Consider the following 19,499-nt stretch of genomic DNA (forward strand, 5'->3'; position numbering starts at 1 on the left):
TCCTCACTTTACTTTATTTTCGTGGTTGAAAACATTGTAACCAAGAGGAAAGAAAATGACCCCTTTTCTTTTTACACAATTATACGGACTCAATCCAAGGATCGCCGCTAAAACACGAAATCCCGCCGCTTCAGCTCTTTCATCGCTGATAAAAGAGCTTCGAGGAGTCTATCCGTCACTTTGCCTCTTCTATCCGTCGCTTCGGAGAGTCTAGCCATCACTTTAGCTTTTCTATCCGTCGCTTCGGGGAGTCTAGCCATCACTTTAGCTTTTCTATCCGTCGCTTCGGGGAGTCTAGCCATCACTTTAGCTTTTCTATCCGTCGCTTCGAGGAGTCTAGCCATCACTTTAGCTTTTCCATCCCACCCTAGCGCGGGTATTCACTTCGCTTCCATGAGTATCTCCCTGCCTCACGCGAGCATTCTTTGCTTCCGCGCCCGACCTCACGCGAGTATTCACTTCGCTTCCACGAGTATCTCCCTGCCCCACACACGACTTTGCTGAACTAACTATGTATTGACGATATCCAAATAATTAGTACCATAAAAGAAAACGCCCAACCAGTAAAGGTTAGGCGATATATCTTCAACTATTAGATTTTTGTAATAGCGAGTGCTAAAAGAAAGAATAATATTGCTAACACAATTGTTACACGATGAAGGATTAGATCCATACCACGTGCTTTTTGCTTTCCAAATAGTTGTTCAGCTCCACCCGAGATGGCACCTGACAAGCCTGCACTTTTACTAGATTGAAGTAATACTACAACGATCAACGCTACTGAAACGATAACTAATGAAACTAATACTACTGTATGCATTCACTGCACCTCCCGAACTTCGAACATCACAACATAATATATTATAACAAAAAAAGGTTCTCTTGACAAACTAAGATTAATAAATACCCTCATTTTACCTCATTCGGTTAGTTTTTCTGAAAATCAACATACCAACTTGCTATCACATTATCCTATAATAGTTAAAAGCATAGTCATCACAAAAATCCCAAAAAATGCCGTTCATATAAGTTGGTTGGCGTGGAGGCCAGACGACTCTTGGGGATTAGCGACACAGAAGAGACCCTGCAAAAATAGAGGAACGAGGGGTAAGCGCATCACGTCCTCTGATCATGCCTTCGGACCAACATCCCGCCGCTTTCGCACAAAAACATCTGTTGCTGTCGCTTCGCTTTCGCACAAAAACATCTGTTGCTGTCGCTTTGCTTTCGCCCAAAAACATCTGTTGCTCTTAGTGGCATATCGAACGTCCCCTGGAAAACGCTGAAATCACCCTCACGTTTTAGTGATGAGTTAAAAATATAATTATAATGGAGGAATTATGAAAAAGAGTTTATTGCTGATTTTTTTACTTATTATTTTAAGCATGCTTAGTGCTTGTTCAGCTGTTATCAAAGCCGTCGAAGTATTAGTACCAGAGGAACCTGAAGAGGCTTCTATGGACTTTAAGGAGCCTACTAGTAAAGCTCCATCAGTGAAGTTTTCTGCAGAAGACCTTTTTTCAACGACATTATTTAAGAAAGATCTTGCTTTGTTGCAATTCTCAAAAAAGGTTGAGAAGCATATATCCACGTTTGACCCAAACTTTACAGTAATATATAGGGGAAAATTAGAATGGGATACATTTGAAGAACAACTGAATGATCTTTATAACATACTTAATTTTGTTAATCCTTATACAACAGGATATATCAAAGATTTCAACTGGGAAGCATGGGAAGTAGATAGTGGTTATGAGATAGAATTTGATTTTACATATTTAACAGATGCCAAAAAGGAAAAGAAAGTCGATGATTATGTAGAGAAATTTGCAACTAAGTACATTACAAATGACATGGATGATTTTCATCGTGCTAAAGCCGTTAATGACTTTGTAGTACAACTAGCCACTTATTCTGGTGAAGATGCATCAGAAGGTCAATCTGTTTATGAATTAATTAGTCAAGAAACTGGTGTTTGCCAAGCTTATACACTTTTAGCCTACCGTTTATTTTTGGCGGCTGGTCTTGATGCTAAATATGTTTATGGCTATAGCGATAATCAGCTTCATGCATGGAATTTAGTAAGTGTTAATGGTGATTGGTATCATGTTGATACGACTTGGAATGATGTTAATCCTGATGAACCTTATGCTATTTCCTACGAATATTTTTTAGTGAATGACGAAAAACTAAGTGAAGATCATATTTGGGCACGTGACAACTATTTTGCTGCTACAAGCGATGCATATGATTTTATGCATGATATGTGGTACGCGGATACTGTTGGCAACGTTATTTATTATAATAGCATGGCCGATAACATGGTATACGCCTATGATTTAGCAACAAAACAAAATAGACAGGTTACGGAAACAGCCTGTTATTTCCTTGCGGCAGTTGACGATTCGATTTATTGTAGTGATTATGATAATGCCGGCTTTTTAACAAAGATATTTATAAAAGATGGCTCAGAAGAAGTGTTGTTTGAGGAAGAGGTTCAAAACTTGTTCATTAATGATAAAGGGGTTTTATTATACGAAACCATTGATGGTGAAAAACATTCACAAAATTTATAGCTTATGCTTCCATCCCAATAGATAGTAAGACAGATTTTATTTTCACATTCAGCCTTTAGTTTTCGTAAAGACTGGGCGACTCCTTGGGGATCAGGTTACAGATGAGCCTGGAGGAAAGCGCTCAGTCGGAACGGAAATCAACCCCACACTTTGGTTATATATGCCACATTTAACAATATCCACACAATATCATAACAATTAATTCATTGTAGCTCTACAACCTTCCTTTACACTTACTTGTGAAATGACCTTACCTTAAGGAGGAAAATCATGAAACATTCAAAAAAATGGAGTTCATTGTTACTAGCAAGCGCAATTGCTTTATCGTCGATTAGTATCGCTCAACCGCAAGTAGAAGCTGCTCAAGTAAAGAAGCCAACAAATGTGATTATGCTCGTGATGGATGGTAGTAGTAATAATGCCGTTACACTTTCTCGTTGGTTTAAAGGTCAAAGTTTAGCGATGGATGAAATTTTATCAGGGGGCGTGCGTACATACTCTGCCGATTCAGCTATTACTGATTCAGCTCCTGCCGCTACTGCGTTAGCAACTGGCCATAAATCAAATGATAAATTTGTAGGTGTATTACCGTCCGTTATTAATTCACCAGGACTTAAGCAAATTGCCAAAGAGGATGCTTTTAGGCCTGTAGCTAATGTTTTAGAAGGAGCTAAACAACAGGGCAAGGCGACTGGATTGATTGCTACTTCGGAAATTCAGCATGCCACACCAGCAGGCTTTTCTGCACATGTTAATAATAGAAGCCAATATGATGACATCGCTGAGCAGCAAGTTTATCAAAACATTGATGTCGTATTAGGTGGTGGCTTTGAGTCTTTGGCACCCGGCACAACTAAAAATGCTCGAAAAGATGGCGAGAATTTAGTGGATGTCCTTAAAGAAAAAAATTATGACATCGTGAAAACGCGAGATGAGCTTCTAAATAGTGAATCGTCAAAAATTTGGGGAAGCTTTGCTCCAGGTGCCCTTGCCTACGATTATGATCGTGCCAAAACAAAAGCATCTGAGCCAAGTCTTGCTGAGATGACTAGTAAAGCTATTGATACGCTCAAAAAGGATGAAGATGGCTTCTTCTTATTTGTAGAAGGCAGTAAAGTGGACTGGGCGGCTCATGCCAATGACACAATTGGTATGATTAGCGATATTTTATCGTTTGATGATGCAGTAAAGGAAGCGGTTGATTTTGCAAAAAAAGATGGCAATACTATGGTCATTGCTGTTACAGACCACGGCAACAGTGGGATTACAATGGGGAATGCTAACACGACAAGTACTTATTCCAACACACCTGTTTCTGCCTATATCGACCCTCTAAAGAAAGCTAAAATGACCGTTGAAGGTGCGCTAAGCCAATTAAAGGAAGATAAATCAAATATTGTAGAAGTCGCTGCACTTTATGGATTAGATGATTTATCTCCGGACGAGCTTGCAACCTTACAGTTAGCTAAAGACCCTGAAGAAGAAATGGTAAAAATGCTTGCCAACCGTGCTAATATTGGCTTTACAACCGGTGGGCATACTGGTGATGATGTGTTTTTATACTCATTCGGGCCATCTAAAATTACAGGCCTTGTAGAAAACACAGATTTAGCCCATGCGATGGCAAAGTTTATGGACTTCGATTTAAATAAGCTTACAGATGATTTATATATACCAGCAACAAAAGCATTTACGGAAAAAGGCTACACATCTAAAATTGACTTAACTGATAAAGATAACCCTAAATTGATTGCACAAAAAAATAATGTAACCGTTACAATCCCAGTTAATAAGAACATTTTAATATACGAACAAGACAAGACAGCACAAACACATACCTTTGATACAATCAATGTCTACAACGGTACTGAATTTTACGTTTCTAAAAAAGTTTTAAATGTAATCAAATAAGGGCTTTTACGGAAAGTTATTCTCCCACTTACTTTGGAATTCTGTAGCGAGATAAAAATAAGGGTGCTATCATAAGTTGAGATGTCTAACTTGATGGTGGCACTTTTCTTTTTTGCTCAAATTTGTTTTTGCAACAGTCCTCAAAAGATTACCACTTTTATCATCTGCTTAACATTTTTACAGCTTCCATTTTGGTTATCCCCTCTCATTATAAATTATACCAATTTTTTCCGTCCGATTTACTTTGATTTTACTTTCATTTATTATGCTTAATGTAACGAAAAAATAGATTGCTTCGAATGCTCTAAAACGAAATTTAAGGATTTTTTAAGTACCATTGAAGCGGAAAAACAGCGATAATAAAGGTGATTGTAGTTTTAGTAAAATTCAAATTGAGGTACAAAGGAAAATCATTTTCTTTCCTTCATTTAGGTGAGTTTTTAGAAACCTTAATTTTACCTTAAATTAATCTTATGATTTTATGAATATCGAGAAATTTAGCAACATTTTAAGCTACAATCCGTCAAAACAGTGTTGAAAAATTAATAAGTGGAAAAATAATTTAGAAAAAACTTGAAAAAATATCTATTTATTTATATATTTACAAAGTTATAATCTTTTTTCATTTTTAATTGGAGGTGGACATATGCAATCCATTAAAAATAATGAGGTTTTACGTTTTATAGGCTTTACGTTATTTTACTTCATCATTTTAACGCTCTTGTTTCTTATCCATGGCTTCCATGATATGAACGCAGGACCATTTATATATACGGAATTTTAAGAAAAGGAGATATAAACTATGTTAAGTATTTTAGAGGCTATTCAAAAAGTGGCACAACAGCATCCACATCGAACTGCATATCAAACCAATAGTGATGCCTTAACGTATGGTGAGCTTTGGCATCTTTCTGATTGTGTAGCGCAATATTTAATGGCTCTTGATTTGAAAAGACAACAACCTATCGTCGTCTACGGGCATATGTCCCCTTTACAAATCGTTGCCTTTTTAGGAGCTGTAAAGGCAGGTCATCCATATGTACCGGTTGACTCTTCTACACCGTCTGAAAGGTTACAAATTATAATAGAAGCTTCTCAGGCTTGTTTACTACTAAAAACTGAAACATTAAACGCGAATCAATCAGTGCCTGTAGTGGAAGTAAGTGATCTAGTGGCTCAAGCTACTAGCATTTCGACAGAGCCTTCAACTTGGGTTAAGGATCAAGAAATTCATTATATTATTTACACATCTGGTTCTACTGGAAAGCCAAAAGGTGTTCAAATTACAGCTGATAATTTAGCACATTTTGTTGATTGGATGCATGAGCATTTCCCTTTACAGGAATCTGGCGTGTTTCTAAATCAAGCACCTTATTCCTTTGATTTATCGGTAATGGATTTATATCCTGCACTCGTTAGTGGGCAAACACTTTACGCTATTAAGCAGGAGCAAATTGCTAATCCAAAAGCGTTATTTGAGTCATTAGCTTCATCTGATATTCGCGTTTGGACTTCTACACCTTCCTTTGCGAAGATCTGCTTAATGAACAAAGAATGGGATCAGGCGTTAATGCCTACTTTAAATACGTTTTTATTCTGCGGAGAGGTTTTACCAGTATCCGTATCGACAGAATTAATGCAGCGCTTCCCACAAGCTTCTATTTTTAACTTATACGGTCCTACAGAAACAACGGTTGCCGTATCTTATGTGGAAGTAACAAAGGAGCTTCTGGAGCAATTTGACCAATTACCAATCGCTCCTCTATCTGAGCCTAATCTATCCTTGCAAGAAGATGGCGAGATTATTATTTCTGGACCGACTGTAAGTGCAGGTTATCTTGGGGCACCTGATTTAACACTTAAAGCGTTTCCTACAATAGGGGATCAACGTATTTATAAAACTGGGGACGTTGGTTATGAAAAAGATGGCTATCTGTTCTTTTCAGGACGAAAAGATTTCCAGGTGAAACTACACGGTTATCGTTTAGAAATCGAGGAAATTGAAAAGCAAATCGGCAATCTTCCAACTGTTGCTAGCTGTGTTGTTATACCTATTTCAAAAGATGATGAAATTGTTTCACTAAGTGCGTTTGTTGTTCTACGAGAACCATTGACAGACTCTGCCTTCAAAATGACGAAGCAGCTTAAAGCATTGTTAGCGGAGTATTTACCATCTTATATGATTCCGAAAACGTTCAAATACATTGACACTTTACCTTTAAATACTAACGGTAAAGTTGATCGTAAAGGATTGGCGGTTATGGAAACAGTATGACGGCTTATGGAAATATATTTTTCTTCATCATCATTGGTATTTTATTAATGCCATCCATTATTTTAGGACTTCGTGGGAAATCAGCTAAACGCTATAATATCTTTATTTCGATTGTCGTGTTAGCTCTTATTTTTGGTAACTCCCTTAATGGCTCAACTTCTCTTATACTATTTACAGTATTTCAGTTACTATTAATTGTCGGTTACCAAAAATATCGCTTACAGAAGAATAGCACGTCCGTATTCGTAATTGCTGTACTGCTGTCTATTTTGCCACTTGTACTTGTGAAGGTTCTGCCTATGCTTGGCCTTAATAATTTATTTGGATTTTTAGGGGTATCCTATATTACCTTTAAATCGGTACAAATGATTTTAGAAACTCGTGATGGCTTAATTAAGGATAAAATTTCAGTAGTTGAGCTTGCTTATTTCTTACTGTTCTTCCCAACAATAACTTCGGGACCTATTGATCGTTGGCGACGCTTTTATAAAGATATGCACACAGTGCCATCTGGACAAGATTATCAAAAACTGCTATTAAGCGGGATCAATTGTATATTTTTAGGCTTTTTATATAAATTTATTTTGGCTTATTTAATATACAATTACACACTTATTTATTTACCAAATCAAACGTATAACTATTTGACACCTTTTCAAGGGCAAATAGCGTATATGTATATGTATAGTTTTTATCTATTTTTCGATTTTGCAGGTTATAGTGCTTTTGCAGTTGGTGTCAGTCGCATTATGGGTGTTCAAACGCCAATTAACTTTAACCGTCCATTCTCGAGTCGCAATATTAAAGACTTCTGGAACCGTTGGCATATGAGTCTTTCATTCTGGTTCAGGGATTATGTTTATATGCGCTTCGTACTTTGGATGACGAAGAAAAAATGGATTAAAAACAAGTATACAGTTTCTTATCTTGGCTTCTTTTTACTGTTCTTTTTAATGGGTATTTGGCACGGATTAGAATTGCACTTTGTTGTCTACGGTCTCTACCATGCCTTGTTAATTATCTGCTTCGATAAATTTGAACGTTGGAATAAAAAGCGCAAGATTTGGCCAAAAAATAAATGGACGCATGCAATCGGCGTATTTATTACGTTTAATGCCATTTGCTTTGGTTTCTATATTTTTTCAGGAACATTATTTTAATTAATGGCTCTGTTCATATTTTTATGAATAACGCAGCCTAAACAATAAAGGAGATTTATAAAATGGATAAACAACAAGTTTTAGAAATGCTAGTAGAATTATGTGAGGACGATATCATTTTAGAAAATCCAGATATCGATTTATTTGAAGAAGGACTTCTTGATTCATTCGGTACAATTAATTTATTAGTGGAAATTGAAAGCCGCTTTAATATCTCAGTGCCAATTACTGATTTCAACCGTGAGGAATGGAACACGCCAAATCGTATTGCTGCGGAATTAGCTGAAAGACAATGATTAAGAAAGGCTTTCTATCATTATTAATTGCTTTTGCTCTTTTTGCTGCCTTGATATTCTTCCCTAATTCCTGGATAAAAGCTTGGATTTCAGATGAAGATGTAGAGCAAGCAAAGACGAGTATGTCTCCGTTAGTGTTCCAAGGGATGTATTTCCAAGAGCGAATGTTGCAGGAGCCTAATACTATGCCTTTATATGGCTCCTCAGAATTAAATCGTTTTGACCCTTTCCACCCTTATAACTATACTCGTGCTACAAATGCTCCGTATACGACATTTATGGTCGGGCGTGGTGGAATGCAGTCTATTACACACTTTTTAAATTTTGCTGCACAGGAAAAGAATTTAAAGGATAAGAAAATTGTTTTCATCATTTCCCCTCAATGGTTTACGAAAAAGGGCATGAATGAATTACACTTCTCTCCTAACTATTCGATGTTGCATGCTTATGATTTAGCATACAATAAAGACATTGACGAAGATCTTCGAAATCGAGGAATGAAACGCCTGCTTGATTTTGATACAGTAAACCGCGATGACCTGCTAAGAACAATTTATGAATATAAATTATCTGGTGGGAAGGAAAAACCAATCATCGGGCGACTTGCAATGTTAGCTGGCCATTTCCAAAAGGCACTTTTAGAGAAAAAAGATTTGTATTACTCGCTCTTCCCTCGAGAGGGGAGTAAGTTAAAGAACAATGACAAACTAGTTGCGGACCAAACATTTGAGCAACAACTACAAAATGCCGAAAAATATGGCGAAAAGCGTGTTTCCAATGATTTAATGATTGAAAACAAGTTTTATAAGCGACTTAAAAATTCTAATCTTGATAGGTTTAAAGGATTCCGAAAAAGCGAAGATTACACGACTTCACCCGAATATGAGGATTTACAGCTTGTCATTGATATTTTAAAAGATGCTGGTGCAAAGCCTCTATTCATCTCTATTCCAGTAAATGGTCATTGGTATGACTACACTGAATATCCTGCGGATCGCCGTGATAAATATTACGCAAAAATGAACCAAATATTGACTGATAATGGTGTTCCATTTGTTGATTTCTCCAGCCATGACTATGATCCTTATTTCATTATGGATACGATTCATATTGCATGGAAGGGCTGGGTCTATCTAGATCAAGAGCTAGACAAATATTGGGCACAGAAATAAATCACTTAACGAAAGCAGAGACAGTCTAAAGTGTTACTCACTAAAGACTGTCTCTTTTTTATGTAGATTATCTTTGAGGGCATTCACTCTACAACTTCCATTTTCAACCCTTCCTTAAAAATTGATTGAGGAAGGGTTATTCTTATCTGAAATGAATAGCGTCACAGATGAGACCCTGAAGCAAATAGAGGAACGAAGGCTAAAACTATCACGTTCTGTGATAACGCCTTCGTGACCACAGGATGTGGCGTTTTTAGACTGAGTTTCTAGAGTTCAGCGGATGTTTGGTGACCCGCTGAAATAATCCCGTTCATTTAACCACCTCTAAAGATAGAGAATTCTCACCTGTCGCTCCATAACACATTTGCTAAAAGAAGTTAAATGAAAAAAGTCTAAGTTCTTCAGCATCATTGGAAAATTGGACTAATCTTTCAAACTTCAAGCCTATTTTTTCTAGTAACTTAGCTGAAGCCTCATTATCTTGGGTTGTGATAGCTACAATACGATTTAACCCTAGTATATCTAAACCATATGCCATTGTTGCTGAAGCCGCTTCATAGGCGTATCCTTTTCCCCAATACTTAGGCAGAAAAGCGAACCCAATATCCACATCTTCTAGCGACTCCCTTTTAACAAAACCACAAATTCCAAGGGGGATTTGATCGTCTTTTCTTTCAACTAAATAAAAACAAAAACCAAATTGCTCATACATACGAAGTGGTCCATTTACTATATATTCACATGCCTCCTCCACTGTTTTCACACCGCGATCACCAATGAACTGCAACCATGAAGGGTCATTCATTAACTCAAGGATAAAATCGGCATCATCTGTTGTTTGTAGACGAAGGGTAAGTCGTTCTGTTTCAAAAATTTTCATCGTAATTCTCCTTTCAGTATTGTTTTCCCTATATATAATTTATGTTTTACTATTTAAACATATAATAATGGCATAAATGCACTTGCATAGCTTTCAATAAGTGTATTTATGCCATTAAAGCATTACAAGGTCTTTTTACAAGATTTGTCGAATAATACTCTATAAGGATGATTACCAAAACGTGTGGTTGATTTCCGTTCCGATTGGGCGCTTTGTTGCTGCCGCTTCGCTTTCGCACAGAAAACATCCGCTACGCTGCAGGGTCTCGGGCCAACACGATGTTGGTCACGAAGGCGTTATCACAGGATGTGATGCTTTCCTCTATCGCTGATCCCCGAGGAATCGCCCAGTCTCCACTCCAATCAACTATTTACATAGTAGACGTTTTAACAAAAGTCATCCACAACTTTTGGTGGTGAGCCCTCTATAAAGCACGTTGCCTTTTTTAATAAAGGCAGTAAATTCTTGAAAGGCGGTTTCGTTTATTGAGAAATAAGTATTTTATTAGTATCCTATCAACACTGTTTTTGTTATTTCTTTCAGGTTGCACTAATCAAAAAGATACAGCATTAGCGACTATTTCAATTAACACCGATTCTAAATATGTGAGTACTTTCAAAGATTTAAATTTAGGCATAGCACAAGACTTTCATTTTAAATTAAATAATGCCGATAAAAGTTGGGTTGATCTTTGGGTGGAAAGTTACAAAGATGGGCAATGGGAGTCTAATTCCTTAATGGCACTATCATATGGGCAAAGTCCAAACAAAGTAGAAGAAGGCAATATAGGGTTTGGGATAATAAATACTGATGATGAATCTTTTGCTTTTCTTTATGGACCAAGTGTTAAAGCAAACCCTATAAAAATCGACAAAATTCAAGCTGCTGGTAGTATTAGTGGATGGGATTATGCAATTGGGGATGAAACAGTAAAATTAAAATTGAACGAAACTTATTTACTAGGTGTATACAGAGAATCAAATAGAAACTCTATACGAACATACGACTTACAGAACGAGAATGAAGTAAAAAAAATGATAAATGATGACCATCTTGTATATTTATTGAAATTAAAAATTCATAACAAGTAACTGGATCTTTGTTAATTTGAATGGTTCTCTTTAGACTTCAAAGGCAACTTTTAACAGGGGATTGCATCTTACCTGAGCAGCCCAGGAAACCCGGCTCCTACCCGAGCAGTTCTCGGTATACGTGCGCTTTTCCAGGTTACCCGATCACTTCTCCTACTCGAGTAGTACTTATGGGTACCCGATTACTTTTTCTCCCTACCTGAGTAGTTCCCACGTTACCTGATCTCTTTGCCAAAAACTGCCCCATATTCACCCAACCACCAAAAAATTCGCCTCAAAAGTATGTAAATACCTTTGAGGCGATACCAGTAAAGCTACTTAGTAATAGCTTATTTTAAGTTATAGAATGATTTTAAACCAAGGTACTCAGCTGTTGCACCAAGTTGATCTTCAATGCGAAGAAGTTGGTTGTATTTAGCTACGCGGTCTGTACGAGATGGAGCACCTGTTTTAATTTGACCAGCGTTTGTAGCAACTGCGATATCAGCAATTGTTGCATCTTCAGATTCACCAGAACGGTGAGAGATAACTGCTGTGTAACCAGCGCGTTTTGCCATTTCGATCGCTTCAAATGTTTCTGTTAACGTACCGATTTGGTTTACTTTGATAAGGATTGCATTACCAACACCTTGCTCAATACCAGCAGCTAATTTTTGCGTATTTGTTACGAATAAATCGTCACCTACTAATTGTACGCGAGCGCCGATACGATCTGTTAATAATTTGTGTCCAGCCCAGTCATTTTCGTCTAAGCCATCTTCAATTGAGATGATTGGGTATTTGTTTGTTAGCTCTTCATACCATCCAACCATTTCTTCAGAAGTTTTAACAACACCTTCACCGTCTAAGTGATATTTGCCATCTTCTTTATTGAATAATTCAGATGAAGCAACGTCCATTGCAAGTTTTACTTCTTCACCTGGTTTATAGCCAGCTTTTTCGATTGCTTCTAAAATTACAGTAATGGCTTCTTCGTTAGAACCAAGGTTTGGTGCGAAACCACCTTCGTCACCTACAGCCGTATTATAGCCTTTAGCTTTAAGTACTGCTTTTAAGCTGTGGAAGATTTCAGCACCCATACGTAATGCATGACGGAATGATTCTGCTCCTACAGGCATTACCATGAATTCTTGAATGTCTACGTTGTTGTCAGCGTGAGCGCCACCATTTATGATGTTCATCATTGGTACTGGTAGTTGTTTTGAGTTAAACCCACCAAGATATTGATAAAGAGGTACATCTAAGTAATCTGCCGCAGCATGTGCAACTGCCATTGATACACCTAGAATGGCGTTGGCACCTAGTTTACCTTTGTTTTCTGTGCCATCTAGCTCGATTAAAGCTTTGTCGATGACTACTTGATCAAGAACTGAGTAATTACCTTCTAGCTCTTGAGCAATAATTGTGTTTACATTTTCAACTGCTTTTAATACACCTTTGCCTAGGTAACGAGATTTGTCACCGTCGCGTAATTCTACTGCCTCATATTCACCTGTAGATGCACCTGATGGTACGATTGAGCGTCCAAAAGCACCTGATTCTGTAAATACTTCAACTTCTACCGTTGGATTCCCACGTGAGTCTAAAACTTCGCGCGCATAAATTTGTGTAATAAATGGCATAATTAATTCTCCTCTTTTTCAATTAATGATTGACCTGTCATTTCAGAAGGTTGTGACACCTCTAATAATTCTAACATGGTTGGCGCCAAATCGGCTAAAATACCACCATTTCTTAACATTAAATTTGCTTTTGTCACAATTACTGGAACAGGGTTTGTTGTATGAGCTGTCATTGGAGCCCCTTCTAAAGTAAGAACTTCATCAGAGTTACCATGGTCAGCTGTAATAATAGCTGCGCCACCTTTTGCAAGGAGTGCATCTACTACTTTACCAAGACATTCATCGACTGTTTCAATGGCCTTGATGGTTGGCTCTAACATTCCGCTATGCCCAACCATATCAGGGTTAGCGAAATTAAGAATAATGCCATCAAATTTATCGGCCGCAATCTCTGCAAGTAATGCTTCTGTTACTTCATAAGCACTCATTTCAGGTTTTAAATCATATGTTGCAACTTTTGGAGATGCAATTAAAATACGCTCTTCCCCTTCAAATTTCTCCTCACGACCACCACTCATAAAGAATGTAACATGCGGATACTTTTCTGTTTCTGCAATACGAAGTTGTGTTTTGCCATTAGAAGCTAACACTTCACCAATCGTATTTTTTAAGTTATCGTTTTCATACGCAACTTGAGCGTGTACTTCATCACTGTAGTGTGTGAATGATACAAATTTTAAATTCTTTGGATGCTTATCTGATAAAGCAAAGCCATCAAATTCACTATTTGTAAACACTTTAGACAGTTGAATTGCACGGTCAGGGCGGAAGTTGAAGAAAATAACAGCGTCATTATCGTCAATTGTTGCCACGGCTTCCCTATGCTCTTGAACGCTAAATGGAATAACAAACTCATCTGTTACATCGCGTTCATATGATGCAGCTACGCCACTTGCTGCGCTGTCAGCTGTTTGACCAACACCATCTACTAGTACATTATACGTAAGGGCTACACGATCCCAGCGTTTATCACGATCCATTGCATAATAACGACCATGAATAGAAGCGAATTGACCTACGCCAATGTCCTTCATTTGTTTTTCAGTTTCTTCAATATAGCCTAAAGCTGTTGATGGTCCAACATCACGACCATCTAAGAAACCATGTACAAAGACTTTGTCTAAGCCTTGTTGTTTTGCAAGCTTTAATAGTGCAAACATATGCTCATAATGGCTATGTACGCCACCATCTGAAAGTAAGCCCATAATATGAAGCTTAGATTGATGAGCTTTAGCATGTGCTATGGCATCCAAAAATGCTTTATTCGTAAAGAAATCTCCCTCACGAATAGATTTGTTTAAGCGTGTTAAGCTTTGGTAGACAATACGTCCAGCACCTATATTTAGATGTCCAACTTCAGAGTTCCCCATTTGACCTTGAGGTAACCCCACCGCTTCACCAGCTGCAGTTAATGTTGAATGCGGGAACTCATTCCAAAAACGATCGAAGTTAGGTTTGTTTGCTTGAGCTACTGCATTTCCGAAAGTTTCGTCGCGGAATGCAAAGCCATCTAGAATAATTAATGCTACTGGCTTTTTAGGCATTTGCTGCCGCCTCCAATAATTTCAAATATGATTCTGGTTGTAAACTTGCCCCACCAACTAAAGCGCCATCGATATGCTCTTTTAATAATAATTCCTGAATGTTCTCAGGTTTTACGCTACCACCGTATTGAATTCGTACAGCATTGGCCGTTTCAGCATTATATAATTCCTTCACTACTGCACGAATTGCTCCACATACTTGGTTAGCATCTTCTGCTGTAGCTGTTTTACCTGTACCGATTGCCCAAATAGGTTCATAGGCGATCACCATATGCTCCACTTCTTGTGCGCCAAATCCAGCAAGTGCTGTTGTAATTTGATGAGCAACCTTTTGCTCAGTAGTCCCCGCTTCACGTTCCTCAAGCGTTTCTCCACAGCAAATAATCGGTACGATATTATGCGCTATTGCTGCAGCAACCTTTTTATTGATGGCTTCATCTGTTTCGTTATAATATTCACGTCGTTCAGAGTGTCCTAAAATAACATAGTCTACTTCCACACTTGCTAGCTGAGCTGGACTAATTTCTCCAGTGAATGCACCTTCGTTTTCATAATGCATCGTTTGTGCACCAATTGCTAGCTCAGATTCACTAGCAACTTGCACAAGCGTAGGTAGGTAAAGTGCTGGTGCACAAACAACAGCGTCTACTTTATCATTTGAAGGAAGTTTGTCCTGTACCGCATCAACAAACTGAATAGCCTCTTCAAATGTTTTATACATTTTCCAGTTACCTGCAATAATTGGTTTACGCATCATTCTTGCCTCCTATGTTTTTATTCCACGTTAATGATTTATTTATCGTTTAATGCCACAATTCCAGGAAGCTCTTTCCCTTCCATTAATTCCAGTGATGCACCACCACCTGTAGAAATATGGTCCATTTTATCGGCAACTTCAAACTTTTCTACTGCCGCTGCAGAATCCCCGCCACCGATCACAGTATAACCAGTTGTTGTCGCCATAGCGTCAGCTACAGTTTTTGTACCATTCGCGAATTTATCCATTTCAAAAACACCCATTGGTCCATTCCAAATGATTAATTTAGAATTTTTAATAACTTCTGCATATTTAGCAGCTGTTTTCGGACCAATATCTAAGCCCATCCAGTCAGCTGGAATAGCGTTTACATCTACAATTTGTGTTTCAGCATCTTTTGAAAATTCGCTTGCGACTACGGCATCGATTGGCATATGTAATTGCACGCCTTTTGCCTTTGCTTTTTCAATAAAGGATTTTGCTAAATCAATTTTATCTTCTTCTAATAAAGATTTACCGATATCATAACCTTGCGCTTTAATGAATGTGAATGATAAGCCACCACCAATAATTAGATGGTCTACTTTTTCTAATAAGCTTTCAATCACACCAATTTTGTCTTTAACTTTGGCACCACCGATAATGGCTGTAAATGGACGCTCAGGGTTAGATAATGCTTTACCTAGCACATCTAATTCCTTTTGCATAAGGTAACCAGATACTGCTGGTACATACTTAGTAATTCCTTCAGTTGACGCGTGTGCACGGTGAGCTGCACCGAACGCATCATTGACATAAACGTCTGCTAATTTTGCAAATTGCTCTGCTAATGCTGGATCATTTTTCTCTTCGCCAGCGTGGAAGCGAACATTTTCAAGAAGAATAATGTCACCATTTTGCATATTTGCAACAGCTTCTTCAACCTCTTGACCAATTGACTCATCTAATTTAGTAACAGGTTTACCCATTAATTCTGCTAAACGTACACCTACTGCAGTTAGGCGCATATCCTCTTTCACTTCACCCTTTGGACGTCCTAAGTGAGAAGCTAAAATTACTTTGCCACCTTGTTCCACTAAATACTCAATTGTAGGAATTGCTGCTCGAATACGTGTTTCGTCAGTAATCGCACCTTCTGCCATCGGTACATTAAAATCAACACGTACAAATACGCGCTTACCTTTTACATCAATATCTTTCATCGTCTTCTTATTTAACATGAAGAAACCCCCTTCAAAGTTTTTAGTCATGAATTACCTGGATTCACCCATCTTGGCTCCTCACATGATTCACTTAACTGTATTAGATAAAAATAGTTGATCCATCATCACATAGGATTAATTTCGTTTAATAAGCATTTTCAAAAAAAACGCTTGGAACGGAAATCAACCCACGTTATGGTGAAGTACCCTTTTACTTGCTTTTATAGTAGCAAAAGTCACGTTCTATGTCTTGCAATTACATAACCAGTCACGTATCTGCCTTATATTTCGTATAAAAAAGGAGTAAGGGTAAATTCCCTCACTCCCATTACCCTTGTACATTATATCTTTAAGATATTATAAAGGCTATACTTTTTGTGCGCAAAAAGCGGTATTGTGTCACACTTTTTACTTTAGTTATCGAATTATGTCACTTATTTAGTGTTTAATCCTTTTTCTGCGATATATAAAGCTAAGTCCATTAAACGAGTAGAGTAACCAATTTCGTTATCATACCATGCAAGAACTTTTACCATACTATTTTCTAATACCATTGTAGAAAGACCATCTACAGTTGAAGAGTTATGGTTACCATTGTAGTCAATTGAAACTAATGGTAGTTCGTTGTAGCCTAAAATACCTTTAAGCTCATTTTCTGAAGCTTCTTTTAATGCAGCATTAATGGCTTCTTTCGTTACTTCTGCTTTTAGCTCCACTACTAAGTCAACACATGAAACGTTCGGTGTTGGTACACGCATAGAGAAGCCATCTAGTTTACCTTTTAAGTGAGGTAATACTTTTGAAACTGCAACTGCTGCACCTGTTGTTGTTGGAATCATTGACACTGCACCAGCACGTGCGCGACGTGGGTCAGAGTGCGGGAAGTCAAGGATACGTTGATCGTTTGTATATGAGTGAATTGTCGTCATCATACCGCGCTCAATACCAAATTTTTCATCAAGTATTTTTGCAACTGGCGCTAGACAGTTCGTTGTACAAGAAGCGTTTGAAATAACATCATCTGTTTCAGGGTTATAATCCTCATGGTTAACCCCCATTACAAACGTTGGCATTTCGCCCTTCGCTGGAGCTGAAAGAATAGCTTTTTTAGCACCTGCTTGAATATGCTTACCTACTTCTTCCATTGAGCGGAATCTACCTGTACATTCAAGTACTACATCAACACCTAGTTCACCCCAAGGTAAATTTGCAGGATCTTTTTCAGCATAAACTTTAATGTTTTTTCCATTTACTACGAAAGAATCGCCGTCTGCATAAACATCAGCATCGTAGATACCGTGTACTGAATCATAAGTTAATAAGTGTGCAAGCTGGCCTGCATCTGTTAGGTCATTTACTGCAACCACTTCAAATTCATCGTGCTTCATTGCTTCACGAAATACTAATCGTCCAATACGTCCAAATCCATTAATAGCTAATTTTAATGCCATTGTCAATTCCTCCAATAATGTTTAAATAATTTATTTTGCCTCGGACATTTATAATATCCACAATTGGCCCTATTCTCATTCAGAGAGTGTTGTAGCACCCGCCGAAATTTGAGTAATTTATAAAGAAGGTAAACCTTCAGCGATAGCTTTTGCGGCTACTTCATCCGTTATAAAAATGGTTTGCTTTGGTGCTACCTTAAAGTACGATAGCATTGCCTTCACTTTTTGTTTACCAGCAGCAACTGCAATGACTTGCTTACTTCTTTGCACTTGTTCAAACTGTATACCGATTGTTCGAATTCGATGTACAATTTCGCCTTCTGCATTGAAATAATAACCAAATGCTTCACTTACTGCACCCTTTTCTTCGAGTATCTGTAAATCCTCAGGCGATGAGTTACGACGAACTGCCATTTCTTCTGCCGAACCAATACCATGAATAACACAATCTGCACGATCATAATAATTCATCATTTCAGTTACCATTGGCTCTGTTAACATTGCTTGATAGGCCTGCTCACTTAAATGCTCTGGTAAAAATAATGTGCGATACTGTGCATCCATCTGCATGGCAAATGTTGAGACAAGTGTATTGGCTTGCATTTGCATTTCATGCCCAATACCTCCACGAGCAGCAACAAATGTAATGTTGTTTGCATCAGCTGGATGTAAAAATTGCGCGAGTGATGCAACCGACTTGCCACCAGTAACAGCTACTATTTGACCATCAAAGGTTGTTGATATAAATTGTTGTGCTGCCTCTTTTCCAAGCAATGTTAATATCGTATCGTCCTCATTGTAATCACCTGGAACAACAATTACATGCTGTAAGCCAAAATGGTTTTTCAGTAATTTAGCTAGCTGTGTAATGCCAGACCATTCATAGACGAGTGCTCGAAGCTTATCAATAACTACATTACCTTCGTCTGTACATACCATACCCGACTTTTGAGAATCTAATAACCCTTGCTCACGTAAAATATCCGTTTCTTTACGAATTTCTCGTTCAGTCATTTTAAGTGAATCAGCAAGTGTACGACGCCCAATTGGCTGCATAAGCTGAACTGTTTGCAAAATACGATATCTTGATTGCAGAAGCGGATACATTTCTGGAAGTAGCCTTTGCTGCGCCTCAGGTACAGATAACATATAATCTACTCCCTTTATAATAGTCGAGGGTTACTTTTTGTCCCACCACTTAAAATTATGTCCCACTTACAATTTCATTATAATACGCTTTAAAATAAAGAGCAAGTAAATGTTATGTTTTGGCATTGAAAAGTAATTTAAGCATAGTGACCTAAATGTGGATGCACTAAGGCTTATAAAAATTTTTTTACGCTAAAATCATCACGTCATGTGATAACGCCTTCAATTGTGTTGGCCCGAGACCCCGGAGCGAGCGAAGCGGCTCATCGGACCCCTTCGGAAGCTTTGCTCTGTGCGAAAGCGAAGCGGCAGCAACAAAGCGCCCAGCAGGAACGGAAATCACCCCCACGTTATGGTAGTGAGTCTGATTAATCAGTGTTTAGTTTCTATTAACAAAAAAACTCGTAACCACA

At 37.9% G+C, this 19,499-nt stretch carries 16 protein-coding genes; 8 read left to right on the plus strand and 8 right to left on the minus strand.

The window, feature by feature from the left end:
• Positions 1-592: 592 nt before the first annotated feature.
• Entirely contained in the window at positions 593-820 is a 228-nt protein-coding gene (gene secG, locus ACIPKN_RS15915; RefSeq protein ID WP_400937720.1) for a preprotein translocase subunit SecG, read from the minus strand.
• 520 nt (positions 821-1,340) lie between these two features.
• Here secG and ACIPKN_RS15920 point away from each other — a divergent pair.
• The 7 genes from ACIPKN_RS15920 (at position 1,341) to dltD (ending at position 9,390) form a co-directional block, all read left to right on the plus strand.
• Positions 1,341-2,576: a transglutaminase domain-containing protein gene (locus ACIPKN_RS15920; protein WP_400937723.1), complete on the plus strand. Its 1,236-nt coding sequence runs from the start codon at positions 1,341-1,343 to the stop codon at positions 2,574-2,576.
• 270 nt (positions 2,577-2,846) lie between these two features.
• On the plus strand, positions 2,847-4,487 hold the full coding sequence (locus ACIPKN_RS15925; protein ID WP_400937725.1) for an alkaline phosphatase: 1,641 nt from the start codon (positions 2,847-2,849) through the stop codon (positions 4,485-4,487).
• A 646-nt stretch (positions 4,488-5,133) separates the two neighbouring features.
• Positions 5,134-5,271: a teichoic acid D-Ala incorporation-associated protein DltX gene (locus tag ACIPKN_RS15930; RefSeq protein WP_132361964.1), complete on the plus strand. Its 138-nt coding sequence runs from the start codon at positions 5,134-5,136 to the stop codon at positions 5,269-5,271.
• Positions 5,272-5,289: 18 nt separating this feature from the next.
• Positions 5,290-6,762 (plus strand): D-alanine--poly(phosphoribitol) ligase subunit DltA, encoded by a 1,473-nt coding sequence (dltA, locus tag ACIPKN_RS15935; protein WP_400937728.1) that lies wholly within the window; start codon positions 5,290-5,292, stop codon positions 6,760-6,762.
• Positions 6,759-7,922 carry a D-alanyl-lipoteichoic acid biosynthesis protein DltB gene (gene dltB, locus ACIPKN_RS15940; protein ID WP_400937730.1) on the plus strand — a complete coding sequence of 388 codons (1,164 nt, stop codon included), beginning with the start codon at positions 6,759-6,761 and terminating at the stop codon, positions 7,920-7,922. Before dltA ends, dltB begins: the two co-directional genes overlap by 4 nt.
• Positions 7,923-7,984: 62 nt before the next feature.
• The gene (dltC, locus tag ACIPKN_RS15945) at positions 7,985-8,218 is read left to right on the plus strand and encodes a D-alanine--poly(phosphoribitol) ligase subunit 2 (protein ID WP_053485840.1); all 234 of its coding nucleotides are present in this window, start codon (positions 7,985-7,987) and stop codon (positions 8,216-8,218) included.
• Entirely contained in the window at positions 8,215-9,390 is a 1,176-nt protein-coding gene (gene dltD / locus ACIPKN_RS15950) for a D-alanyl-lipoteichoic acid biosynthesis protein DltD (RefSeq protein ID WP_400937734.1), read from the plus strand. Before dltC ends, dltD begins: the two co-directional genes overlap by 4 nt.
• 367 nt (positions 9,391-9,757) lie before the next feature.
• Here the strand turns inward: dltD and ACIPKN_RS15955 are convergent, their stop codons facing one another.
• Positions 9,758-10,270, minus strand: coding sequence for a GNAT family N-acetyltransferase (locus tag ACIPKN_RS15955; RefSeq protein WP_400937736.1), 513 nt, complete (start codon positions 10,268-10,270; stop codon positions 9,758-9,760).
• 485 nt (positions 10,271-10,755) lie between these two features.
• Between ACIPKN_RS15955 and ACIPKN_RS15960 the strand changes: the two genes are divergently transcribed.
• A complete protein-coding gene (locus ACIPKN_RS15960; protein WP_400937739.1) occupies positions 10,756-11,361 on the plus strand; it encodes a hypothetical protein in 606 nt (201 codons plus the stop codon).
• 329 nt (positions 11,362-11,690) lie between these two features.
• Here the strand turns inward: ACIPKN_RS15960 and eno are convergent, their stop codons facing one another.
• From eno to ACIPKN_RS15990, 6 genes are all read right to left on the minus strand, one after another.
• Entirely contained in the window at positions 11,691-12,983 is a 1,293-nt protein-coding gene (gene eno, locus ACIPKN_RS15965; RefSeq protein WP_142509298.1) for a phosphopyruvate hydratase, read from the minus strand.
• Positions 12,984-12,985: 2 nt separating this feature from the next.
• Complete coding sequence (gene gpmI, locus ACIPKN_RS15970) at positions 12,986-14,527, minus strand: 2,3-bisphosphoglycerate-independent phosphoglycerate mutase (RefSeq protein ID WP_400937742.1); 1,542 nt, start codon at positions 14,525-14,527, stop codon at positions 12,986-12,988.
• Positions 14,520-15,281: a triose-phosphate isomerase gene (gene tpiA, locus ACIPKN_RS15975; protein WP_400937981.1), complete on the minus strand. Its 762-nt coding sequence runs from the start codon at positions 15,279-15,281 to the stop codon at positions 14,520-14,522. Before tpiA ends, gpmI begins: the two co-directional genes overlap by 8 nt.
• Positions 15,282-15,319: 38 nt before the next feature.
• Entirely contained in the window at positions 15,320-16,504 is a 1,185-nt protein-coding gene (locus ACIPKN_RS15980; protein ID WP_400937744.1) for a phosphoglycerate kinase, read from the minus strand.
• Between the two features lie 416 nt (positions 16,505-16,920).
• A complete protein-coding gene (gap, locus tag ACIPKN_RS15985) occupies positions 16,921-17,937 on the minus strand; it encodes a type I glyceraldehyde-3-phosphate dehydrogenase (protein ID WP_400937747.1) in 1,017 nt (338 codons plus the stop codon).
• 117 nt (positions 17,938-18,054) lie between these two features.
• Positions 18,055-19,086: a sugar-binding transcriptional regulator gene (locus tag ACIPKN_RS15990; RefSeq protein ID WP_400937749.1), complete on the minus strand. Its 1,032-nt coding sequence runs from the start codon at positions 19,084-19,086 to the stop codon at positions 18,055-18,057.
• Positions 19,087-19,499: the final 413 nt, after the last annotated feature.

It is taken from the genome of Lysinibacillus sp. NPDC086135 (genome assembly GCF_044746345.1).
Taxonomy (GTDB): Bacteria; Bacillota; Bacilli; order Bacillales_A; family Planococcaceae; genus Lysinibacillus.